A 23,672-nucleotide genomic window follows, 5' to 3' on the forward strand; every position below is an offset into this window, starting at 1 on the left:
CTAAAATAGAAAAAACAGCAAATGGTTACATTAAGTTACAATGCGTTTCGTTGGGTATTGGTTTGATTGGCTAAAATACAATGCGAAACAGCACTTTTCATATTTATGGTTTAGCATGAAGATGCCGAAATATATCCGTAATTAGCCAAAAATTCCCGCCTAAATTATCTTGTGATCTCCCCTCCAAATTTTTTATTCGCTTACCCCTGATGGAAGATATTTGCGATCTGCTGGGTTATATTCAGCTGGTCAAAATAAACAAACCCGCGTCGAATTCATGCCGATGAGAGATGATGTTGATGATCGTCTATAAATTGGACTGAAGCGTCTACGGTAAGACATTCCATTCAGGAGCGCACACATGTTAAAAAATGCTTTCTCTAATCTGCAAAAGGTCGGTAAGGCGCTGATGCTGCCAGTATCGGTCTTGCCCGTTGCAGGTATTCTGCTGGGGGTGGGTGCTGCCCACTTCAGCTGGTTGCCGGAAATTGTCTCCCAATTGATGGAGCAGGCCGGTGGTTCCGTATTTGGTCAGATGGCCCTGCTGTTCGCAGTGGGTGTAGCCCTCGGCTTTACCAATAACGACGGTGTATCCGGTCTGTCAGCCATCGTCGGCTACGGTATCATGGTTGCCACCCTGAAGGTCATGGCGCCTGTGATGGGCGTTGAGACCATCGAAACCGGCGTCCTGGGTGGTATCCTCGCCGGTGGCGTGGCCGCATGGGCGTTCAACCGTTTCTACAAGATCCAGTTGCCCGAGTATCTGGGCTTCTTCGCCGGCAAACGCGCCGTGCCCATCATCACAGGTTTCGTCTCCATCGGCCTGGGCGTGATCCTGTCCGTCATTTGGCCGCCGGTGGGTGCTGCCATCGGTGCCTTCTCCGACTGGGCTGCCAACCAGAACCCGGTACTGGCCTTCGGTATCTACGGCGTGGTTGAGCGCTCCCTGATCCCGTTCGGTCTGCACCACATCTGGAACGTACCTTTCTTCTATCAGGCGGGTACCTGTGTCAACGCTGCCGGTGAAACCGTACACGGCATCATGACCTGCTTCCTGACTGCTGACGACGCTTCCCGCGCTGCCGGCAACGGCTTCGGTCAGCTGGCCGGTGGCTACCTGTTCAAGATGTTCGGTCTGCCTGCCGCCGCGTTTGCCATCGCGCACTCCGCCAAGCCGGAAAACCGCGCCAAGATCGTAGGTATCATGGCCTCTGCCGCCCTGACCTCTTTCCTGACCGGTATCACCGAGCCGATCGAATTCTCCTTCCTGTTCATCGCGCCGGTACTGTACGCCATCCACGCCGTGCTGGCTGGTCTGGCCTACGTGCTGACCAACTCCCTGGGTGTGGTACACGGTCACACCTTCTCCAACGGCTTCATCGATTTCGTGGTGCAATCCCCGCGTGCCGATCACATGCTGCTGCTGGTGGGTCTGGGTCTGGTCTATGCCGTCATCTACTACGTGGTCTTCACCGTGGTCATCCGTGCCATGAACCTGAAAACCCCGGGTCGTGAAGACGAAGCGGCCGAAGAGAGCGTTGGTCAGAGCAAGGACGAGATGTCTGCCGCACTGGTCTCTGCCTTCGGTGGCAAAGATAACATCGCCTCCTTGGACGCCTGCATCACCCGTCTGCGGGTCGGTGTGAAAGACGTGGCCAAGGTTGACCAGGCTGGTCTGAAGAAACTGGGCGCTGCCGGTGTGGTAGTGGCAGGTTCCGGCGTACAAGCCATCTTCGGTACCAAGTCCGACAACCTGAAAACCGACATGGACATCTGGATGAAGAGCAACTAATCGTTGCCTGAATACCAGAGTTGTTGAAAAGGGAGGCGCAAGCCTCCCTTTTTGCTGGGCGTCATAGGGTTGCCGGATGCCGTGGTGCATGTTTCGACCGGCGTGGTATCAATGTTGCCATCGGTCTTCAGCTCAAAGAAAAAGGCGCCCATGGGCCAATGCTGTTCACTTAAGCGGAGCCGCATTGCGATTTACCGGAAAACGGGTCTTTGATATCTTCACCGCCCTGGGTCTCGATGGCCTGGGGCGTTTTTCTATGAACATGACGCCTATGCAGCCCCGCAACTCCGCCAACCTCCGTGGCGTATGGGCTGGCGATAACGCGCCCGCCATCACTGCCATCTGGTTCGCGATGAAATGACAGGCAAACTTAAAGCTCACCTCATTGGGCGCTCGCTGATGGGCTACGGCGGCCTGGCTGGCCTCCCGCCTGACCAGATTGTATCCAAGCAGCAATCCCCACAGCTCCTGATAGACCAAGTCCACTTTCTTGCTTCTCAGCGTGATGGCGTTGTGCTGCATCGCGCTTTTGATATCCCGGTATCCCAGCTCGATTTCCCAGCGCTCGTGGTACAGGGTCGCCACCTGAGCTGCGCTGAATCGCGCCACGGGCAGGGAGGTAAAGACCGTTTTCTCCTTGCCTGCCACCTCATAGGTCACTGCGCGAACTTGCCAGTGTGTCGGCAACGCCGGGTTTTTCTTGCGAGCCTGAGGCGAGACCGTCATTTGCAACAGACGGTCACCGTCGCCATAGCGCTCAAGTTCCGTGTATACCAGCCCCTTGCGTTCCGGGATGAGCCAGTGACGGTCGGTGTCTTCGGCCTGAATACGCAGCAACAGGTCGGCACCGAAGAAGCCTTTATCCAGCAGGGTCACTGACTTGTCCGGCAATGAGTGAATGAACTCGCTGGCCAGGGGGATTTCCCCTTTGCGGTACGGGCTGATGGCCGCGTTGGCAATGACATGCGAGCGGACATTCATGAGCGTGACCAACCGCAGCATCGGGTAGGGTGTCTGCCGGTTGGTTGAGGTGTTACCCGAGCCGAAATGTGCTCTGAGTTCAGGCATATCCTGGGTTCGGAACAGGGCCCCATCGATGGCAAAGACCTGTAAACCGTGCCAATGGTCTTCAGGATAACGTTCCCGCCCCCACACATCGGCGCACTGTTTGAACAGCCACTCGAGCGGCTGTTTGCCGAGTCGCTGACGGGCCTGAGACAGGGCACTGTCCGCGAGCAAGGCATCATTGGCCAACCCTTCTGCACAGATGTTGAGGCGCCGAGCGACCTCGGAGATAGGCTCATTGCGGAAAAAGGCCATCCCCACGACGAGCCACAAGACCATATCAGAAGGTAAGCGGCGTCGGCGGATAGTGGCCTTTTCAGACAAGGCGGCAGCGGCAGTAATCCATTCGTCGGGAATATGGTCGGCAAAAATGGCCAGCCGAGCCAGCATGTCGCCAGATGCCTCAACAACATCGTTCAGATCGTTTGCAATAGACATAAAAAAATCCGGAACCAGTGATTGGTTCCGGATTGTCCTACAGCAGAAGGATCGGTCAATGGATCCTTAACTGATCAGCATTGGCCCATGGGCGCCTTTGCTGCATCAGACCGGTTTAGAGCTTTTCCAGATCCCGCTCGATTTCGCTGATCTTGTTCTGCACCACTTTTTCCAGGTGGCGCAGGTCGCGCAAGATCTTCTGCTTGATGTCCGGGTCGGCCTGCACGTGCACGCCCTGGGTCAGGTTGTCGAGCTCATCCACCACGTACTTGAGATTGGCGTTGATCTCGGTGACATCCTTGTACTCGTGGGTGCCCGAATCGACCAGCATGGTCTTGCGCTGGCGCGGATATTTGAACTTGACGCTCTTGGCGAAGAACTCGCCCTTCTGTTTCTTGAAGTAGATCTTGAGGATGTCGTGATTGGCTTCCTGGCGCAGGGTATAACTGTCCACTGAGGTGGGTTCCTGGATCCCCAGGCTCTTCAGATTCTCGTACATCGGGCTTCCTCGGTTTGAAACGATCCTGACCAATCTATCTTAACCGAGTCGGTGTGGCTTGCCTGTGACAGGGGCGCCAAAATCAAAAGGGCGCCATCAGGCGCCCTTTTAAATCACCGCAAACCGCTTACTCGTCGATGGAGCGCAGCAGGGCGTTGATGCCGACCTTGGCACGGGTCTTGGCATCCACCTTCTTGACGATGACGGCGGCGTACAGGCTGTACTTGCCGCACTTGGAGGGCAGGGAGCCGGAGACGACCACCGAGCCGGCAGGGACTCGGCCGTAGTGGATCTCGCCGGTCTCACGGTCATAGATGCGGGTGGACTGGCCGATGAAGACGCCCATGGAGATGACGGAGCCCTCTTCCACGATCACCCCTTCCACCACTTCGGAACGGGCACCGATGAAGCAGTTGTCTTCGATGATGGTCGGGTTGGCCTGCAGCGGCTCCAGTACGCCGCCGATGCCGACGCCGCCGGAGAGGTGCACGTTCTTGCCGATCTGGGCGCAGGAGCCCACGGTGGCCCAGGTGTCGACCATGGTGCCTTCATCGACGAAGGCGCCGATGTTGACGTAGGAGGGCATCAGCACGGTATTGGGCGCGATGAAGGAGCCTTTGCGGGCGGTGGCCGGCGGTACCACGCGCACACCGGCAGCCTTGAACTGCTCGGCGCAGTAGTCGGAGAACTTGAGGGGAACCTTGTCGTAGTACTGGGCGTCGTCACCCTTGATGATGCCGTTGTCATTGATGCGGAAGTAGAGCAGTACCGCCTTCTTCAACCACTGGTGTACCACCCACTCGCCGGCAATCTTCTCGGCAACGCGAGCCTTGCCGGAGTCCAGCAGGTCGATGGCTTGCAGGATGGCGGCCTTGGTGGCGGCATCGACGGAGCCGGGAGTGATGGAATCACGGCGCTCGAAGGCCGCTTCGATGATCTGTTGCAACTCGGTCATGACAGGTTTCCTTTAAAAAATTCTGTTTGTTGTATCACACTTTTCCAATTGTTTTTAAGGGCTCGGGCCGATTTCTTCACGGGAACGCCGATTTATTGTGCTGGCGTGGTCCAACCATTTGTTCTGCTTGATAAATCAGGGGCAGACTCGGTGTCTTGTGAGGCCTTCACAGGCCCGGCCTGCCCTCATCATCGGCCGACTCTTGCGGGTTGAGCTGGTTGACCAGCCGCTCCTCCAGCGCCTGCTGCTCGGCCTGGGTCAACGGCTCGCCGGCCAGGGTGGTGAGGCTGAAAAAGTCCTCCACCCGCTCGCCGATGGTGGTGATCTTGGCGGCATGGAGCGACAGGCCGCACTGCTGGAACACGGCACCGATCCGCGCCAGCAGCCCAGGGGTATCGAGCGCCGTCAGCTCCAGCAGGGTGTGGCGGGTCTCCCCCTTGTGGGGCAGAAAGACCACCCGGGTCGGCACGCTGAACTGGCGGTGACGCCGTGACAGGGGCTTGCTGCGCAGCACCAGTTTGCCCGGCTCCTGCAGCGCCTTCTCCAGCGCCTTCTTGATGGTGGCGGTGCGGTTGGGGCTGATGGGCTCGCCGTTGGGCTCGAGCACCACGAAGGTATCGAGCACGTAGTCGCTGCGCGAATTCATGATCTGGGCGTCGTGGATGTTGAGGTTCTTCTGATCCAGCGCCGAGGCCACGGTGGCGAACAGATTCGGGGTGTCGCGACAATAGATGAACACCTCGCTGCCGCCGCGAGTCGGGTGCTTGCCGATGATCACCAGCGGCGCCGGGTTGTCGCCGTGTTCGATGATCTTGCGGCAGTGCCAAGCGATCTGCTCCGGCGTGTGGCGCAGGAAGTAGTCGGCCTTAAAGTCGCTCCAGAGCTGGTTGATGGCCTCCTCCGGCACGTCGCGCTGGGCCAGGATCTGCTTGGCCTGGCGCTGATTCTCGCGGATCTTGAGGCGCATGTCGGGCGGATTTTCCAGCCCCTGGCGCAGCGCCTTCTGGGTGGCGAAGTAGAGCTCGCGCAGCAGGGTGCCTTTCCAGTCGTTCCAGAGGGTGTCGTTGGTGGCGCAGATATCGGCCACGGTCAGGCAGTAAAGCAGGTCGAGGTGCTGTTCGTCGCGCACCTTCTGGGCAAAGTCGGTGACCACCTCAGGGTCATAGATATCGCGGCGCTGGGCGGTGACCGACATCAGCAGGTGATGGCGCACCAGCCAGGCGACCAGCCGGCTCTCGTAGCGATCCAGACCGTGCAGCTGGCAGAACTCCAGCGCATCGACGGCGCCGAGCTCTGAATGGTCGCCACGCCGCCCCTTGGCGATGTCGTGAAACAGGGCGGCGATGCTGAGCAGCTCCGGTTTGCGCAGCCGGGTGAACACCTCGTGGCAGAGCGGGTGGGTCTGGCGGCTGGCCGGGTTGGGAAACTGGTGGATGTTCTTGAGCAGCCGGTGGGTGTGTTCATCCACCGTGTAGGCGTGGAACATGTCGAACTGCATCTGGCCGACGATGAGGTTCCACTGCGGCAGGTAGGCCGCCAGGATGCCGTACTTGTGCATCAGGGTGAGCGGCTGACCGATGCCGTTGGGGTGGCGCAATAGCGCCATGAACAGGCGGCGGCATTCCGGCAAGTCCTGCAGCCAGCAGTTGAGCTTGCGGCGCGCCTCGCGCAGCTGGCGCAGGGTGGCGGAGTGGATACCGGCAATCTCCGGGTGCTGGGCTATCTGGTAGAAGAGGCGCAGGATGGCGGCGGGCTCACGGCCGAACAGCTCGGAATCCACCGCATCGATGAGGCGCCCGCGCAGCTGGAACTCGTCGGAGAGGCGGCGCACGTCCATGGCGGTGTTGCCGAGGATCGCCTCGTCAAACAGCTGCAGCAGCATCTCGTTGAGCTCGGAGACCCGCCGCACCGTCTGGTAGAAGCGCTTCATCATCTGCTCGACCGGGGCGTTGCCTTCCCCCTCGAAGCCCAGCATCTGGGCGACGGTGCGCTGGCGATCGAACAGCAGCCGGTTGTCGCCCTTGTTGATGGCCATGTGCAGGGCGAAGCGCACCTTCCACAGAAAGTTCTGGCAGTCGAGCAGCTCGCGATACTCGGCCCGGTTGAGAAAGCCGTGGCTGGTCATCTCGAACAGGGTGGTGGCGCCGAAGTGGCGGCGAGCCACCCAGGCCAGGGTCTGGATGTCGCGCAGGCCGCCCGGATTGCTCTTGAGATCCGGTTCCAGCTTGTAGGCGGTGCCGAGGAACTGCTGGTGGCGCTGGGCCTGCTCTTCGCGTTTGGCCTTGAAGAACTGCTCGCTCGGCCAGAAGTGCTGGGGGCCGGTGGCCTCTTTGAGCTGCTGGAAGCCCGCCTCGCGGCCGGTGATGTAGCGCGCCTCGATGAGGTTGGTGGCGACCGTGATGTCGCCGCGTCCCTGCTCGAGGCACTCGGCCACGTTGCGCACTGCCTGGCCCACCTCCAGCTTGAGATCCCACAGCAGGGTAATGAATTCGCCGATGCGCAGCCCCAGCACCTCGTCCAGCTCGTCCCCTTCGTAGAGGATCAGCAGGTCGATGTCGGAGTGGGGGTGCAGTTCGCCGCGGCCATAGCCACCCACCGCGATCAGGGTGAGTTCCGTCTTGTCGAAGCCGAACTTTTGCCACAACCGGGTCAGCAGCTCGTCCATGTATTCGGAGCGGGTGGCCACCAGTTCGATGATGTTGTCACCGGCATCGAAGCGGGCGTGCAGCCAGCCGAGAAAACGGCTCAGGTACTCCTTGCAGTTCTCGCGGGTGAGCTGAGCGTCGGGTAACAGGTGGGGGGAAAGCAGGCTGGCATCCATGGCGTCTCACACTCTACTGTCGCACGCCTGTGCGCGGTTCTCGCACGGGGTCGCGGCTGATAAAAACAAAACCCCGGCGGGAGGCCGGGGTTTGATGTTAACCGTGTTTGATGAGACGGTCGATAGTGTCATCCGGGCGCAGCGTCAGCACCTCGCAGCCATCCTCGGTCACCAGCAGGGTGTGTTCCCACTGGGCGGAGTCGCCGCCATCCTTGGTGGTCACGGTCCAGCCATCCTTCGGATTGACCTTGCAGTGGTACTTCTTGCTGTTGACCATGGGCTCGATGGTGAAGCACATGCCCGGTTTGAGCTCCTGCTTGCCGCCGTTGCGATAGTGCAGGATCTGCGGCTCTTCATGGAACTCGGCCCCGATGCCATGGCCACAGTAGTCGCGCACCACGGAGAAACCGGCCTTCTCGACGATGGGCTGGATCACGGCGCCGATCTCGGTGATGCACATGCCCGGACGCACCTGCTTGATGGCGGCGTAGAGGCTCTCTTGCGCAATCTTGCAGAGCTGACGGCGCAGCGGGGTGGTCTCACCCACAATGAACATGGCCGAGGTATCGCCGTGGTAGCCATCCTTGATGACGGTGATGTCCAGGTTGATGATGTCCCCTTCCCGCAGTTTCTTATGGTTCGGGATGCCGTGGCAGATCACATCGTTCACCGAGGTGCAGATGGACTTGGGGAAGCCGTGGTAGTTGAGCGGCGCAGGGATGGCCTGCTGCACGTCGACGATGTAGTCGTGGCAGAGGGTGTTCAGTTCGTCGGTGGTGACGCCCGCCTTGACGTGGGGGGCGATCATGACAAGCACATCGGCGGCCAGTTGGCCGGCAACGCGCATCTTTTCAATCTCTTCCGGTGTCTTGATTTTAATGGACATGGGATCTCTCTTGGGACCTGATCGCGCATCTATCGATGTCCGGCAATCAGGTAATGAAAAATAGATGCGTTTGCAATCAGGCCAAAATTTTATCCCCAACCCCCGTTTACTTCCAGTGTGATTGTCATCACAGCGTCAAATCGGCACTGCAGCATGCTGCCCAGGGATCCATTTTTAGCGGTTCGGCTGGTGGTGTCCTGACCAAAGTTATGGTATAAAGCGCGCCGGAATGGGGAACTTGTGTCCTCATGCCATCACCCTTACTTAAACAACACACACACATCGACACATATGCCGGGGTGCCTTAACGGGTCGGTTATATGGGATGTGTGGAGGCCTAACCCCAATAGAGGTATAAAATGGCTAAAGTTTCTATGCGCGACATGCTGCAAGCCGGCGTTCACTTCGGTCACCAGACTCGTTACTGGAACCCGAAAATGAAATCCTACATCTTCGGTGCCCGCAGCAAGGTTCACATCATCAACTTGGAAAAAACCGTTCCGATGTTTGACGATGCCATGAACTTCATCAGCTCCGTAGCTGCCAAGAAGGGCAAGGTACTGTTCGTAGGTACCAAGCGTGCCGCGTCTGAAGCCGTAAAAGAAGCCGCTGAGCGTTGCGACCAGTTCTATGTTAACCACCGCTGGCTGGGCGGCATGCTGACCAACTGGAAAACCGTTCGTCAGTCCATCAAGCGCCTGAAAGATCTGGAAACCCAGAGCCAAGACGGTACCTTCGACAAGCTGACCAAGAAAGAGGCGCTGATGCGTACTCGCGAAATGGAAAAGCTGGAGAAGAGCCTGGGTGGTATCAAGAACATGGGCGGCCTGCCTGACGTTCTGTTCGTTGTCGATGCCGACCACGAGCACATCGCTATCAAAGAAGCCAACAACCTGGGTATCCCGGTAGTTTCCATCGTTGATACCAACTCCAACCCGGACGGCGTTGACTATGTCATCCCGGGTAACGACGACGCTATCCGTGCCGTTCAGCTGTACCTGAATGCTGCTGCTGACACCGTACTGGAAGCTCGCGCTCAGGACATCGTTGTTCAAGCCGAACAAGATGGCTTCGTTGAAGCTGAGTAATTGATAAGGACTGCAAAGCCCTTATTAACCAAGCTGATGTAATTGGTTAGCAGGGGCCCTTGTGGCCCCTGTTTCTTGTCAATTCAAGACCGAGGATACTGGACATGGCAAACATTTCTGCCGCCCTGGTAAAAGAACTGCGCGAGCGCACCGCCGCTGGCATGATGGATTGCAAAAAAGCACTGGAAGAAGCCAACGGTGATATCGAACTGGCTATCGAAAACATGCGCAAATCCGGTCAGGCCAAAGCCGCCAAGAAAGCTGGCCGTATCGCCGCTGAAGGTGTGATCTTCGCCCGTACCGAAGGCAACGTTGCCGTCATGATCGAGCTGAACTGCGAGACTGACTTCGTTTCCAAGGATGCCGGCTTCCTGGCCATGGGTCAGAAAATCGTTGAAATCGCCGCTACCCAGAAGATCGCTGACGTTGACGCGCTGAAAGCTGCTGACTTCGGCAACGGCGAGTCCGTTGAGCTGACCATCACCAACCTGATCGCCAAGATCGGTGAGAACATGAACCTGCGTCGCGTGATGCTGGTTGAAGGTGACAACCTGGGCACCTACGTTCACGGCTCCCGCATCGGTGTTATCACCAAGCTGGCCGGTGGTTCCGACGAGCTGGCCAAAGATCTGGCCATGCACGTTGCTGCCAACAGCCCGCAATTCGTCAAGCCGGAAGATGTATCTGCTGAAGTCGTTGCCAAAGAGCGCGAAATCCAGATCGACATCGCCATCAACTCTGGCAAGCCGAAAGAGATCGCCGAGAAAATGGTTGAAGGCCGCATGAAGAAGTTCACCGGTGAGGTTTCCCTGACTGGTCAACCGTTCGTGAAAGATCCTTCCATGACCGTTGCCGAGCTGCTGAAGAAAGAAGGCGCTGACGTTGTTTCCTTCACCCGTTTCGAAGTGGGCGAAGGCATCGAGAAGCAAGAGACCGATTTCGCTGCGGAAGTTGCAGCCCAAATCGCGGCCGCTCAAAAGGCCTAATCGAACCGGTTTTTCCGTTTCCCCAGACCGCGACTTATGTCGCGGTCTTTATATGACCAGGAATCAGTGACATGAGTACCAATCCCAAGCCTGCATACAGACGTGTTCTTCTGAAGTTGAGTGGTGAAGCCCTGCAAGGATCCGAGGGTTTTGGCATTGATCCGGCGGTGCTGGATCGGATGGCCCAAGAGATCAAAGAACTGGTTGAGCTGGGTGTTCAGGTCGGTCTGGTCATCGGTGGCGGCAACCTGTTCCGTGGTGCCGGTCTTGCCAAGGCGGGCATGAACCGCGTGGTGGGCGACCACATGGGTATGCTGGCTACCGTGATGAACGGTCTGGCCATGCGTGATGCCCTGCATCGTGCTTATGTGAATGCCCGTCTGATGTCTGCCATCTCCCTGCAAGGCATCTGTGACTCCTATGTCTGGGCCGAAGCCATCAGCCAGCTGCGCGCCGGCAAGGTGGTGATCTTCTCCGCCGGTACCGGCAACCCCTTCTTCACTACCGATTCTGCGGCCTGTCTGCGCGGGATCGAGATCGAAGCTGACGTCGTGCTCAAGGCCACCAAGGTCGATGGCGTGTTCACCGACGATCCGGTCAAGAACCCGGATGCCGTGCTGTGCCATGAACTGAGTTATGATGAAGTTCTTGAAAAAGAACTCAAAGTAATGGATCTTGCTGCTTTTACTCTGGCCCGCGACCACGATCTGCCGATCCGGGTGTTCAACATGAACAAGCCGGGTGCGCTGCGTCGGGTGATCATGGGCGAGCCGGAAGGTACCCTGATCCATCACGTCAGCAAGTGAGACAAGCGTGAGCTTCGGCTCGTTTGTCCATGACGCCAGCCAATAAGATAGATACGGGCCGGTTGACGGCTCGTTCGCCAAAAGGAAAACCACTGTGATCAACGAGATTAAAAACGACGCCAAGGACCGCATGGCCAAGAGCGTAGAGTCGCTCAAGACCCAGATGTCCAAGATCCGTACCGGCCGCGCTCACCCGAGCCTGCTCGACGGTATCCAGGTGGAGTATTACGGTGCGGCCACTCCTCTGAAACAGTTGGCCAACGTGGTGGCTGAAGATGCCCGCACCCTCTCCATCTCCATCTTTGACCGCTCCATGATCCAGGCGGTGGAAAAGGCCATCCTGACCTCCGATCTGGGCCTCAACCCGTCCAGCAATGGCCAGACCCTGCGCGTGCCGCTGCCGCCGCTGACCGAAGAGCGTCGCCGCGACCTGACCAAGATCGTGCGTGCCGAAGCGGAAGGTGCCCGGGTTGCCGTGCGCAACATCCGTCGCGATGCCAACGCCGACCTCAAAGCGCTGCTCAAAGACAAAGAGATCTCCGAAGACGACGACCGTCGTGCTCAGGAAGAGATCCAGAAGCTGACCGATTCCTTCATCAAGCTGGTAGACGAAGCGCTGGCCCTGAAGGAAAAGGAGCTAATGGAAATCTAAGCCTCTGACAGGTATATTACGAGCGCCGTGTAGTGCCCCTGCACGGCGCTTTTGTCTTTGTGGGAGAAATGAATGTCGCTTTTGGCAGCCGTAGGTGATTGCGCCAATTCGTCCTTGCCTCGTCACGTCGCCATCATCATGGACGGTAACGGACGCTGGGCCCAGAACCGTGGCAAGATGCGGGTCTATGGCCACAAGGCAGGTGTGAAGTCTGTTCGTGAAGCAGTAACCTTTGCTGCGCGAGCCAAAATAGAAGCGCTGACCCTGTTTGCGTTTTCCAGCGAGAACTGGCGTCGCCCGGAAGGGGAGGTCAGTGCCCTGATGGAGCTGTTCATGACGGTGCTGGGTCGTGAGGTCAAGAAACTGCACAGCAACGGTATCCGGCTCAAGGTGATCGGCGATACCGCCCGTTTCAGCGAGCGTCTGCAGGCCAAGATTGCCAAGGCAGAGGCGCTGACCGCCAACAATCAGGGGCTGACCCTCAATATCGCCGCCAATTATGGTGGCCAGTGGGACATCGCCCAGGCGGCCCGCAAGCTGGCCCGTGCCGTGGCGAGCGGGGAACTGGCTGCCGACCAGATAGATGAAGCCATGCTTGGCCGCGAGGTATGCATGGCCGACCTGCCGCCGGTGGATCTGCTGATCCGCACCGGGGGCGATCATCGCATCAGCAATTTTGTGTTATGGCAGCTCGCCTATGCCGAGCTCTATTTTACTCCGGTGCTGTGGCCTGATTTCAACGAGGCCGAGTTCAGCGAGGCCGTTGCCTCCTTTGTGGCCCGTGAGCGTCGTTTCGGCTGCACGGGTGAACAGATCCGGGAATTGATCGCCGAGCAACAGACCGGCTAACCCCCCTCCCAAGAGAGAGGCTTCTTTTGCTAAAACAACGAATTATTACCGCATTGCTACTGGTTCCCCTGGTGTTGGGGGCGCTGTTTTTTCTGCCGTTGAAATTCTTTGCCCTGTTGGCATCCCTGGTATTTCTGTTGGCCAGCCGCGAGTGGAGCGGCTTCGTCTCTGCCAAGCCGCAGCAGTGGCTGCCGCTGGTGTACTGCCTGCTGCTCGGGGCCAGCCTGTTCTGGCTGCCGGTGGAGCAGCTGTGGACTCCTCATCTGCATCCGCTGGTGATGGGCGTGCTCTGGACCGCCGTCAGCTGGTGGCTGCTGGGGCTGCTGCTGGTGTTGCGCTATCCCCAGAGCGCCAAGCTGTGGAAGGAGTCCATCTGGCTCAAGTCCCTGTTTGGCCTGGTGACCCTGGTCCCCTTCTTCTGGTCCCTGGTGGCCATCCGTGGTTACAACTTCTATCACGACCCCATGATGGGGGCCTGGATCCTGCTGTTCGTGATGGGACTGGTCTGGGCGGCAGATTCTGGCGCGTATTTTTTCGGCAAGGCGTTCGGCAAGCACAAGCTGGCGCCGGCCGTGAGCCCCGGCAAAACCATCGAAGGCATGTGTGGCGGCCTGTTTACCGCCAGCCTGCTGGCGGTCGGGGTGACCTGGTTCATGGGCTTTGTGCCCGCCAAGATGGCCATCGTGCTGTTCTGCTCCTTGCTGGCGGTGCTGGCATCGGTGCTGGGCGATCTCACCGAGAGCATGTTCAAGCGCGAAGCCGGCATCAAGGATTCAGGCACCCTGTTGCCCGGCCACGGTGGCATCCTCGATCGGATCGACAGCCTGACCGCCGCGCTGCCGGTGTTCCTGCTCAGCTATCTGCTGCTCAGCCAGGAGTTTTGATGCTCAGCCTGATGCGTTTGCCTGCGGCGGGCGCCATCCATTCGTCATACAGCGGGAGTTTTGATGCATAACCTGGTGATTCTGGGAGCCTCCGGCTCCATCGGTCAGAGTACGCTCAAGGTACTGCGGCACAATCCGGGGCGCTGGCAGGTGCTGGCGCTGACCGCGGCCCGCAGCGTGGAGGCCATGCTGCGCGACTGTCTCGAATTCTCTCCCCGCTTCGCCGTCATGGTGGACGAGGCCGCCGCCAGCGAGCTGGCCGCTCAACTCAAGACCCACGGCAGCGCGACTCGCGTCATGGCTGGCCAGGCCGCCCTGTGCGAAGTGGCCGCTCACCCCGATGCCCACAGCGTGATGGCAGCCATCGTCGGCGCCGCCGGGCTTGCGCCCACCATGGCTGCGGTGCGTGCCGGCAAGCGCATCCTGCTGGCCAACAAGGAGGCCCTGGTGATGTCCGGCGCTTTCTTCATGGAGGCGGTGCGCGAGCACGGGGCCGAGCTGCTGCCCATCGACAGCGAACACAACGCCATTTTCCAGTGCCTGCCCGAGGCCATCCAGCGCCAGCCGGGCTTTTGTGACCTGGCGGGAGCGGGCATCAGCAAGATCCTGCTGACCGGCTCCGGCGGCCCGTTCCGTTATACCGACATCGCTGAACTGGCCCGCGTCACCCCGGCTCAGGCCATCGCCCATCCCAACTGGTCCATGGGCGCCAAGATCTCGGTCGACTCCGCCACCATGATCAACAAGGGGCTGGAGTATATCGAGGCGCGCTGGCTGTTCAACGCGGCGCCCGAGCAGATCCAGGTGGTGATCCATCCCCAGTCGGTGATTCACTCCATGGTGCAGTACAAGGACGGCTCCGTGCTGGCCCAGCTCGGCAATCCGGACATGTGCACCCCCATCGCCCACGCGCTGGCCTATCCGGCTCGAATCGAGTCCGGTGTGGAACCTTTGGATTTCTTCAGTGTCGGAGAGTTCAGCTTTATCCGTCCCGACTATGAGCGCTATCCCTGCCTGCAGCTTGCCATGCATGCCTGTCAGCAGGGACAGGCCGCAACCACGGCCCTCAATGCCGCCAACGAGGAGGCCGTGGCGGCTTTCCTTGCAGAGCGGATCGGTTTTATGGATATTGCCAGAGTCAATGAGGCCACCATGCTCGCTCTGGGCGGCACGGCGGCCGGTTCGCTGGACGATTTGATTGCGCTGGATGGGGCGGCCCGTGCCCGTGCTCACAATTTGATTGAGGAGCTTAGCTGATGAGAGCTGTTTCGTGGCATTGTGCTGCCTTCACCCTGAATGTCGGAGACAGGACCATGCATGAAAGCGAGGTGATGGGCTGATGGGCGGTGTGTTGTGGAACATCGGTGCCTTTATCGTCGCCCTCGGGCTGCTGGTTGCGGTACATGAATTCGGCCACTTCTGGGTGGCCCGTCGCTGCGGCGTCAAGGTCGAACGTTTCTCCATCGGTTTCGGCAAGGCTATCTGGCGTCGGCTCGGCAAGGATGGCACCGAGTACGTGCTGGCCCTGATCCCCCTCGGCGGTTACGTCAAGATGCTGGACGGCCGGGTGGACGAGCTCAAACCCGGTGACGAGCAGTACGCTTTCAATCACAAGAGTGTCTGGGCGCGGATGGCCATCGTGGCAGCCGGCCCCATGGCCAACTTCGTGTTTGCCCTGTTCGCCCTCTGGCTGATGTTCATGATCGGCGTACCCGCCGTCAAACCCGTGGTGGGCGAGGTGCGTCCAGCCTCCATCGTGGCGGCGGCCGGGGTGGAACCCGGCATGGAGATCGTCGGCGTCGGCGGCGAGGAGACCGGTGACTGGGAGAGCGTGACCTATGCCCTCATCAGCCACCTTGGCGATGACTCCGTCCAGCTCAAGCTCAAGGCGGCCAACACCAGCTATGCGGTGGACAAGACCCTGCAGCTGGCCGGCTGGAAGTTTGACCCCGACAAGGAGTCTCCCATCGGCAGCCTGGGCATAGTGCCGCTCGGTGGCAAGGTGCTGCCGGTGGTCGATGCGGTGGTGGCCGCGAGCGCCAGCGAGAAGGCCGGCGTTCAGGCGGGTGATCGCATCAAGCGGGTAGGGGAGCAGGAGATCACCGAGTGGGCCCAGTTTGTCCACCAGGTGCAGCAGTCGCCCCAGCAGCCGCTTGAGGTGACCGTGGAGCGGGCGGGCAGCGAGCTGACCCTGACCCTGACGCCGGATGCCAAGAAGGTGCGGGGCCAGCTGGTCGGTTTTGTCGGCCTGTCGCCGCAACTGGTTCCATTACCGGATGAGTATCGGATTCTGTTACAGTATGGGCCTTTGCAAGCCCTGTGGCAGGGTGCCCAGAAGACCTGGAGCCTGACCACCCTGACCTTCGACATGATCGGCAAGCTGATCGGTGGCATCGTCTCGCTGGACAACCTGAGCGGCCCCATCTCCATTGCCAAGGGCGCGGGCAGCAGTGCCGACTACGGTCTGGTCTACTTTCTCGGCTTTCTGGCGCTGATCAGCGTCAACCTGGGGATCATCAACCTGTTCCCCCTGCCGGTGCTGGACGGTGGCCATCTGGTCTACTTCCTCATCGAGGCAGTCACCGGCAAGCCGGTATCAGAAAAAATTCAGGAAGTGGGTTTCCGGATTGGCGCCGCCATTCTGATGTTACTGATGGGTATTGCGCTGTTTAATGATTTCGCTCGCCTCTGAGGCCAGAGCATCAACAAGGACACATAAGAACAAAATGGCTGTTAAAAAAGCATTGGTGTTGAGTTGCCTGCTGGGTGCCAGTTTCCTGGCCCAGGCGGCCCCTGCCTCTTTTGTGGTGCAAGATATTCAGGTTGAAGGTCTGCAGCGGGTGACCCTGGGTGCCGCCCTGCTGAACCTGCCGATCCGGGTGGGCGATTCCGTCGATTCCGTGACGCTGGCCAACGCCATCAAGAAGCTCTATGCCTCCGGCAACTTCGAGGACGTCAAGGTCTACCGCGACGGCCAGGTGCTGCAAGTGGCGGTCAAAGAGCGGCCGACCATCTCCAGCATCGAGTTCTCCGGCAACAAGGATATCAAGGAAGAGCAGCTGACCCAGAGCCTGGAGTCCTCCGGCATCCGGGTGGGTGATCCGCTGGATCGCACCGTGCTGAGCTCCCTCGAGAAGGGGCTGGAAGATTTCTACTACGGCGTGGGCAAGTACTCCGCCAAGGTCAAGGCCATCGTCACCCCGCTGCCGCGCAACCGGGTCGACCTCAAGTTCACCTTTGTGGAAGGGGAAGCGGCCAAGATCCAGCAGATCAACATCGTCGGCAACAACGTGTTCCCGGAAGAGAAACTGCTGGCCCAGCTCTCCCTCAAGGACGACGTGCCCTGGTGGAACTTCACCGGTGACCAGCGCTACCAGAAGCAGAAGCTGGCCGGCGACATCGAAACCCTGCGCTCCTACTACATGGACCGCGGCTACATCCGCTTTACCCAGGAGTCGACCCAGGTCTCCATGACCCCGGACAAGAAAGGGGTCTACGTCACCCTCAACGTCAAGGAAGGGGATCAATACAAGGTGTCCGGCATCCAGCTCAAGGGCGATCTGATTGATCGCGGCGGCGAGATGAAGGGGCTCATCCCCATCGAGACCGGCAGCATCTACTCCGCCAGCCAGGTGACCCACACCGAAGAGGTGCTCTCCAAGTTCCTCGGTCGCTACGGCTACGCCTACCCGAAAGTGGTCACCTTCCCGCAGGTCAACGACCAGACCAAGGAAGTGGAGCTCATCGTCAACATCGAGCCGGGCCCCCGCGTCTATGTGCGCAACATCAACTTCACCGGCAACGTCACCACCAAGGACGAAGTGCTGCGCCGCGAGATGCGTCAGATGGAGGGCACCTGGCTCTCTTCCGACAGCGTCGAGCAGTCCAAGACCCGTCTCAACCGCCTCGGCTTCTTCGAAACCGCCGAAGTGGATACCAAGCGGGTGCCGGGCAGCGATGACCAGGTCGATCTGGACTTCAAGGTCAAGGAGCAGCCGGCCGGTTCCATCAACGCCGGTGTCGGCTACGGTACCGAATCTGGCCTGAGTCTGCAGGCGGGCCTGCAGCAGGACAACTTCATGGGGACCGGCAAGAAGATCGGCATCTCCGCCAGTACCAACAAGTACTCCAAGAGCGTCGACCTCAGCTACAACGATCCCTACTTCACCGTGGACGGGGTTAGCCTGGGCGGTCGTCTCTACTACAACCAGTTCAGTGCGGCTGACGCCAACATCGTGGACTACGAGAACACCACCATCGGCTTCCGCCTCTCCAGTGGTTTCCCGGTCAACGAGAACAACCGTCTCGACTTCAGCCTCGGGGTCGAAAACAACAAACTGTCCCAGCCCAACCCCTATCTGCAGGTGGATGAGTTCTGGAAGGTGTACAGCGAGAACAAGGATGGCGACAACCGCATGGTGTTCAACACCGTCGACGTCACCGCCGGCTGGACCCGTTCCACCCTCAACAAGGGCCAGTTCCCGACCGCCGGCGACCGTCAGCGGGTCAACGCCAAGGTGACCGTGCCGGGCATGGATCTGCAGTACTTCAAGCTCAACGCCGAAGACGCGCACTACTTCCCGTTCGATGCGGATCACAAGTGGGTGCTGATGGCCAAGGCGCGTGCCTCCTACGGCAACGGCTACGGCAGCAACGGCAGCTATGACCACGTATTGCCGTTCTTCGAGAACTACTTCGCCGGTGGTTTCGACACCCTGCGTGGCTTCAAGAGCAATACTGTGGGTCCGAAGGCGCTCTACTACTACAACCTGAGCGGCAACGACGTCATCCAGGGCACCGATAGCTCGGTGGGCGGCAACGCCCTGGCGGTCGCCTCCCTCGAGATGATAGTGCCGACGCCGTTTGCGTCCGAGACCTATCAGCCGCAACTGCGGACCAGCTTCTTCATCGATGCCGGTTCCGTGTGGGATACCACCTTCGACTATGACCAGTACCGCAACCGTTGCTTCAGCGGCTGCAACTATCTGGCCGACTATTCGGATCCGACCAACTACCGCGCCTCGGCCGGTCTGTCGCTGCAGTGGCTCTCCCCGATGGGCCCGCTGGTGTTCGCGATTGCCCGTCCGCTCAAGCAGTACGAGGGCGACCGGACCGAGTTCTTCTCATTCAACATCGGCCGTACCTTCTAAGGACGGACTCTGCCCCCACCCAGCGGTGGGGGTATTCAATGATGGGACGCGCAGCTTGCGTGCCTCACCAGGTAACAAGTCGGTCCGGGTACCACTTGCATAATCAGGTAAATCAGGTAGCCCTCACATGAGGGAACAAGGAGTAAGTGTGAATAAAGCGTTGAAAGTAGCTGGTTTGAGTTTTGCACTGATGGCTGCCGGCATGGGCTCCGCCTTGGCCGAGACCAAGATCGCCGTGGTCGACATGGGCGAAGTATTCCAAAAGCTGCCCCAGCGTGAAGCAGTCTCCAAGAAGCTGAAAGGCGAATTCGAGCCGCGCATGCGTGAGCTGCAGAAGCTGGAATCCGACGGTCAGAAACTGGTCGAGAAGTTCAAGAAGGACGAAGCCTTCATGAGCGCCGAGCAGAAGAAGCAGAACCAGGAGAAGCTGGCCAAGCTGCAGATGGAGTTCAACCAGAAGCGTCAGGCGTTTGAACAGGACAACGGTCGCCGTCAGTCCGAAGAGCGCAACAAGATCCTGACCAAGGTGCAGGCTGCCATCGATTCCATCGCCAAGAGCAATGGTTACGATCTGGTGCTGGAGCGCAATGCCGCCCCGTACGCCGCCAGCAAGCTGGACATCTCTGCCCAGGTTATTTCTCAGGTAAGCAAGAGCAACTAATTGATGGCATTCACTCTCGCACAGCTGGCCCAGCAACTGGGGGCCCAGGTCCATGGCGACGGAACCCTGGAAATCCGCAAGGTAGCGACACTGGAAAAGGCCGGGGAGGGGGATATCACCTTCCTGTCCAATAAAAAGTACCGGCATTATCTGGAGCAGAGCAAGGCGACCGCCGTGCTCATCACAGAAGCGGATCTGCCATTTTGTCCCACCAATGCCCTGGTGCTCAAAGACCCCTATGTGGGCTTTGCCCGGGTAGCCCAACTGCTGGACACCACCCCGCAGCCGGCCACGGATATCCATCCGAGCGCCGTCATCGCGGCGGACGTGCAACTGGGCGAGAGAGTGGCCATCGGGGCCAATGCGGTGATCGAATCCGGCGTAGTGCTGGGGGATGATGTGCGCATCGGTCCGGGCTGTTTCGTTGGCAAGAATACCCGACTGGGAGCTCGCTCCCGGTTGTGGGCCAACGTCACCCTGTATCACAACATCACCATGGGCACCGACTGTCTGGTTCAATCCGGCACAGTGATCGGCGCCGATGGGTTCGGTTATGCCAACGAGCGCGGCGAGTGGATCAAGATCCCCCAGCTCGGCGGCGTGACCATCGGCAACCGGGTCGAGATCGGTGCCTGCACCACCATCGACCGCGGCGCGCTGGAAGATACCCGCATCGCTGACAACGTCATCATCGACAACCAGTGCCAGATCGCCCACAACGTCGAGATCGGCTACGGCACCGCCGTGGCGGGCTCCACCGTGATGGCAGGTAGTCTCAAGGTCGGCAAATACTGTATCATTGGCGGCGCCTCCGTCTTTAACGGGCATATGGAGATCTGCGACCAGGCCACCGTTACCGGCATGGCCATGGTGATGCGACCCATTACCGAGCCCGGTGTCTACTCTTCCGGCATCCCCCTGCAAACCAATAAAGAGTGGCGCAAGACCGCCGCCCGGGTGATGCGTATCGAAGAGATGCACAAGCGGTTGAGCAAGCTTGAGAAGAAGCTGGACCAAGAATAATCACGATTGGTATAGGGTACTGTTTTGACTACTGAAAAGAAGAGCCTGGGTATCCAGGAAATAATGGATCTGCTGCCCCACCGTTATCCGTTCCTGATGGTGGACAAGGTGGAAAACTACGAGATCAGCGATGAGCGCAAGACTTTGCGTGCCATCAAGAACGTCTCGTTCAACGAGCCGATCTTTCAGGGCCACTTCCCGGCCAAGCCGGTGTTCCCCGGCGTGCTGATCCTGGAAGCCATGGCACAGGCCACCGGTATCCTGGCGTTTACCATGGTGGGCAAGCCGTCTCCCAACGAACTCTATTACTTTGCCTCAATCGACAACGCTCGTTTCAAGCGTCCGGTGGGCCCCGGCGATCAGCTGGTGCTTGACGTGGAATTCCTGAAAGAGCGTCGCGGTATCGCCAAGTTCACCGGTGTGGCCACGGTCAACGGTGAAGTGGTCTGTACCGCCGAGCTGATGTGCGCCAAACGCGAGGTTTAACACACGTGATCGACCAGACTGCCATCATTCACGATACTGCCGTCGTCCATGAGTCTGCCGTCATCGGTAAAGGGGTTGAAATCGGCCCCTTTTCTGTCATCGGTGCCGAGGTGGAAATCGGCGACAACACCTGGGTCAGCTCCCATGTGGTGATCAAGGGCCCGACCAAGATTGGTCGCGGCAACAAGATCTTCCAGCACACCTCCATCGGTGAGGATTGCCAGGACAAGAAGTACGCCGGCGAGCGCACCTTCCTCGAGATCGGCGACAACAACGTCTTTCGCGAGAACTGCACCGTGCACCGCGGCACCATCCAGGATCAGTCCCTGACCAGGATCGGCAGCGGCAACCTGTTCATGGTCAACGTCCACGTTGCCCACGACTGCATCATCGGTGACAACTGCATCTTCGCCAACAACGCGACCCTGGCGGGCCACGTGGTGATCGGCGATTTCGTGATCTTCGGCGGTCTCTCCGCGATCCACCAGTTCGGCCGCGTCGGCTCCCACGCCTTCGTCGGTGGCTGCGCCGCCCTCAACAAGGATGTGCCGCCCTACGTGATGGCCGCCGGCAACTACGCCAAGCCGTTCGGGGTCAACTCCGAGGGGCTGCGTCGCCGTGGTTATACGCCTGAGGCCATCTCCGCCGTCAAGCGCGCCTACAAAGAGATCTTCCGCTCCGGCAAGACCATCGAAGAGGTGCTGCCGGTGCTGACTGAGATGGCGCAAGCCGAGCCGGCCATCCAGCTCTACGTGGATTTCCTCAAAGACAACGAGCGCGGGATCATCCGTGCCTGATCCCGTTCGCATCGGTATCGTCGCCGGAGAGGTTTCCGGCGACATTCTGGCTGCCGGCCTGGTGCGCGAGCTACAGGCCCGCTACCCGGACGCGCAGTTCGAAGGGATCGCCGGGCCGCGCATGCAGGCCCTCGGCGTGAAGGCGCTGTTCGAGATGGAAGAGCTTTCCGTCATGGGGATCACCGAGGTGCTGGGCCGTCTGCCGCGCATTCTCAAGGTCCGCCGCGAACTGCTGCGCCACTTCATCGCCAATCCGCCCGACATCTTTATCGGGGTGGATGCACCGGATTTCAATATCGGGGTGGAGCTCAAACTGCGCCGCGCCGGTATCAAGACGGTTCACTACGTCAGCCCCTCGGTGTGGGCCTGGCGCCAGAACCGCATTCACAAGATCAAGGCCGCCACCGACATGGTGCTCGCCTTCCTGCCGTTCGAGAAAGCCTTCTACGACCGCTTCGATGCCCCTTGCCGCTTCGTCGGCCACACCATGGCGGACGACATTCCGCTGGTGCCGGATCAGGCCGCGGTACGCAGAACCCTCGGCATCGACGCCAACCGGCGCTGGCTGGCGGTGCTGCCGGGCAGCCGCAGTGCCGAGGTGGGCTTTATGTCGCCCCTGTTTCTCGAGGCCTGCAAGCACCTGACGGTGCGCTATCCGGATCTCGGTTTCATCGTGCCGCTGGTCAACCAGAAGCGGCGCGAGCAGTTCCTGGCCATCAAGGCCGAGCTGGCACCGGATCTCGACATGGTGCTGCTGGAAGGGCAGGGCCGCGAGGCGATGATCGCCGCCGACGTGGTGATGCTGGCCTCCGGCACCGCGGCGCTTGAAGCCATGCTGGTGAAAAAGCCGATGGTGGTGGGCTACAAGCTCAAACCGTTCAGCTACTGGCTGGCCCAGCGGCTGGTGAAGACCGAATTTGTCTCCCTGCCCAACCTGCTGGCCGGTCGCATGCTGGTGCCCGAGCTGATCCAGCACGAGTGCACCCCGGAGAATCTGGTGGTCGAGGTGAGCAAGTTCTTCGAGCACGACAACAGCGCGCTGGTGAATACCTTCACCGAGCTCCATCAGCTCATCCGCTGCAACGCGGATCAGCAGGCGGCCGAAGCGGTGGCCGAGCTGCTCGGCAGATAACTTCCGGGCGGCCGCAGGGGCTGCGCCAACGTGACGCCAGGCCCTGCGGGGCCTGTTTTGATTCAAGGCTACAAGATGATGATCGATATTCCTGACGACAGGCTGGTTGCCGGTGTGGACGAAGTGGGCCGTGGCCCGCTGGTGGGTGACGTGGTCACCGCCGCGGTGATTCTTGACCCGGCCAATCCCATCATCGGGCTGAACGACTCCAAGAAGCTCTCCGAGAAGAAGCGCCTCGCCCTGTTTGACGAGATCAAACAGAAGGCGCTGGCCTGGTCGGTTGGCCGTGCCAGCCCGGCGGAGATCGACGAGCTCAACATCCTGCACGCCACCATGCTGGCGATGCAGCGCGCCGTGGCGGGGCTCTCCATCGCGCCCGAGCTGGTCTTCATCGACGGCAACCGCTGCCCAAGTTTGCCGATGGAGGCTCGCGCCGTGGTCAAGGGCGACAGCCTGGTGGCAGCCATCAGCGCCGCCTCGATCCTGGCCAAGGTGACCCGTGATGCGGAGATGACCGAGCTGGACAGCCGTCATCCCGAGTACGGTTTCGCCCGCCACAAGGGCTATCCGACCGCGGAGCACCTCGCCATCCTGGCCGAGCGCGGTCCGCTGCCCGAATATCGCAAAAGTTTCAAACCGGTGCGTCGCGCACTGGGGATCGAATAGACCATGCACTTTAGTCCGAGCAACGAGAGGGGATGA

General features: G+C 59.8%; 21 protein-coding genes. 16 read left to right on the plus strand and 5 right to left on the minus strand.

Translation table 11 applies throughout. The annotated features are described in order from the left end of the window. Window positions 1–361 precede the first annotated feature (361 nt). The gene (ptsG, locus tag ACPW75_RS02730) at window positions 362–1,792 is read left to right on the plus strand and encodes a PTS glucose transporter subunit IIBC (RefSeq protein ID WP_011705090.1); all 1,431 of its coding nucleotides are present in this window, start codon (window positions 362–364) and stop codon (window positions 1,790–1,792) included. Between the two features lie 165 nt (window positions 1,793–1,957). Here the strand turns inward: ptsG and ACPW75_RS02735 are convergent, their stop codons facing one another. From ACPW75_RS02735 to map, 5 genes are all read right to left on the minus strand, one after another. Then, window positions 1,958–3,295: an IS4-like element ISAeme15 family transposase gene (locus tag ACPW75_RS02735; protein ID WP_024945976.1), complete on the minus strand. Its 1,338-nt coding sequence runs from the start codon at window positions 3,293–3,295 to the stop codon at window positions 1,958–1,960. 115 nt (window positions 3,296–3,410) lie between these two features. Further along, entirely contained in the window at window positions 3,411–3,794 is a 384-nt protein-coding gene (locus ACPW75_RS02740; RefSeq protein WP_011705091.1) for a DUF3461 family protein, read from the minus strand. A gap of 127 nt (window positions 3,795–3,921) precedes the next feature. Further along, complete coding sequence (dapD, locus tag ACPW75_RS02745) at window positions 3,922–4,749, minus strand: 2,3,4,5-tetrahydropyridine-2,6-dicarboxylate N-succinyltransferase (RefSeq protein ID WP_077096820.1); 828 nt, start codon at window positions 4,747–4,749, stop codon at window positions 3,922–3,924. Between the two features lie 166 nt (window positions 4,750–4,915). After that, entirely contained in the window at window positions 4,916–7,570 is a 2,655-nt protein-coding gene (gene glnD, locus ACPW75_RS02750; protein WP_024946045.1) for a bifunctional uridylyltransferase/uridylyl-removing protein GlnD, read from the minus strand. Window positions 7,571–7,667: 97 nt separating this feature from the next. Then, the gene (gene map / locus ACPW75_RS02755; protein ID WP_077096818.1) at window positions 7,668–8,456 is read right to left on the minus strand and encodes a type I methionyl aminopeptidase; all 789 of its coding nucleotides are present in this window, start codon (window positions 8,454–8,456) and stop codon (window positions 7,668–7,670) included. Window positions 8,457–8,815: 359 nt separating this feature from the next. Between map and rpsB the strand changes: the two genes are divergently transcribed. The 15 genes from rpsB (at window position 8,816) to rnhB (ending at window position 23,636) form a co-directional block, all read left to right on the plus strand. Continuing rightward, window positions 8,816–9,544 (plus strand): 30S ribosomal protein S2, encoded by a 729-nt coding sequence (gene rpsB / locus ACPW75_RS02760; protein WP_005303470.1) that lies wholly within the window; start codon window positions 8,816–8,818, stop codon window positions 9,542–9,544. 104 nt (window positions 9,545–9,648) lie between these two features. After that, the gene (gene tsf, locus ACPW75_RS02765; RefSeq protein ID WP_016349867.1) at window positions 9,649–10,530 is read left to right on the plus strand and encodes a translation elongation factor Ts; all 882 of its coding nucleotides are present in this window, start codon (window positions 9,649–9,651) and stop codon (window positions 10,528–10,530) included. A gap of 71 nt (window positions 10,531–10,601) precedes the next feature. Then, window positions 10,602–11,336 carry a UMP kinase gene (pyrH, locus tag ACPW75_RS02770; RefSeq protein ID WP_011705095.1) on the plus strand — a complete coding sequence of 245 codons (735 nt, stop codon included), beginning with the start codon at window positions 10,602–10,604 and terminating at the stop codon, window positions 11,334–11,336. A 94-nt stretch (window positions 11,337–11,430) separates the two neighbouring features. Then, window positions 11,431–11,988: a ribosome recycling factor gene (frr, locus tag ACPW75_RS02775; protein ID WP_011705096.1), complete on the plus strand. Its 558-nt coding sequence runs from the start codon at window positions 11,431–11,433 to the stop codon at window positions 11,986–11,988. A gap of 72 nt (window positions 11,989–12,060) precedes the next feature. Continuing rightward, window positions 12,061–12,837: a polyprenyl diphosphate synthase gene (gene uppS / locus ACPW75_RS02780; RefSeq protein ID WP_011705097.1), complete on the plus strand. Its 777-nt coding sequence runs from the start codon at window positions 12,061–12,063 to the stop codon at window positions 12,835–12,837. A 26-nt stretch (window positions 12,838–12,863) separates the two neighbouring features. Further along, the gene (locus ACPW75_RS02785) at window positions 12,864–13,721 is read left to right on the plus strand and encodes a phosphatidate cytidylyltransferase (RefSeq protein WP_005303453.1); all 858 of its coding nucleotides are present in this window, start codon (window positions 12,864–12,866) and stop codon (window positions 13,719–13,721) included. A 63-nt stretch (window positions 13,722–13,784) separates the two neighbouring features. Further along, entirely contained in the window at window positions 13,785–14,978 is a 1,194-nt protein-coding gene (gene ispC / locus ACPW75_RS02790) for a 1-deoxy-D-xylulose-5-phosphate reductoisomerase (protein WP_077096816.1), read from the plus strand. 82 nt (window positions 14,979–15,060) lie between these two features. Next, on the plus strand, window positions 15,061–16,413 hold the full coding sequence (gene rseP, locus ACPW75_RS02795) for a sigma E protease regulator RseP (RefSeq protein WP_016349871.1): 1,353 nt from the start codon (window positions 15,061–15,063) through the stop codon (window positions 16,411–16,413). Between the two features lie 34 nt (window positions 16,414–16,447). Then, window positions 16,448–18,871: an outer membrane protein assembly factor BamA gene (bamA, locus tag ACPW75_RS02800; protein ID WP_011705100.1), complete on the plus strand. Its 2,424-nt coding sequence runs from the start codon at window positions 16,448–16,450 to the stop codon at window positions 18,869–18,871. Between the two features lie 148 nt (window positions 18,872–19,019). Continuing rightward, complete coding sequence (locus ACPW75_RS02805) at window positions 19,020–19,532, plus strand: OmpH family outer membrane protein (protein ID WP_011705101.1); 513 nt, start codon at window positions 19,020–19,022, stop codon at window positions 19,530–19,532. Between the two features lie 3 nt (window positions 19,533–19,535). Continuing rightward, entirely contained in the window at window positions 19,536–20,555 is a 1,020-nt protein-coding gene (lpxD, locus tag ACPW75_RS02810; protein ID WP_011705102.1) for a UDP-3-O-(3-hydroxymyristoyl)glucosamine N-acyltransferase, read from the plus strand. A 24-nt stretch (window positions 20,556–20,579) separates the two neighbouring features. Further along, on the plus strand, window positions 20,580–21,041 hold the full coding sequence (fabZ, locus tag ACPW75_RS02815; RefSeq protein WP_010634777.1) for a 3-hydroxyacyl-ACP dehydratase FabZ: 462 nt from the start codon (window positions 20,580–20,582) through the stop codon (window positions 21,039–21,041). 5 nt (window positions 21,042–21,046) lie between these two features. Continuing rightward, on the plus strand, window positions 21,047–21,838 hold the full coding sequence (gene lpxA, locus ACPW75_RS02820; protein WP_011705103.1) for an acyl-ACP--UDP-N-acetylglucosamine O-acyltransferase: 792 nt from the start codon (window positions 21,047–21,049) through the stop codon (window positions 21,836–21,838). Then, window positions 21,831–22,970 carry a lipid-A-disaccharide synthase gene (gene lpxB, locus ACPW75_RS02825; protein WP_011705104.1) on the plus strand — a complete coding sequence of 380 codons (1,140 nt, stop codon included), beginning with the start codon at window positions 21,831–21,833 and terminating at the stop codon, window positions 22,968–22,970. Before lpxA ends, lpxB begins: the two co-directional genes overlap by 8 nt. Window positions 22,971–23,045: 75 nt before the next feature. After that, window positions 23,046–23,636: a ribonuclease HII gene (rnhB, locus tag ACPW75_RS02830; protein WP_039212964.1), complete on the plus strand. Its 591-nt coding sequence runs from the start codon at window positions 23,046–23,048 to the stop codon at window positions 23,634–23,636. The last annotated feature ends 36 nt before the right edge of the window (window positions 23,637–23,672 follow it).

The sequence above is a fragment of the Aeromonas sp. FL131 genome (genome assembly GCF_049860615.1).
Lineage (GTDB): Bacteria > Pseudomonadota > Gammaproteobacteria > Enterobacterales > Aeromonadaceae > Aeromonas > Aeromonas hydrophila.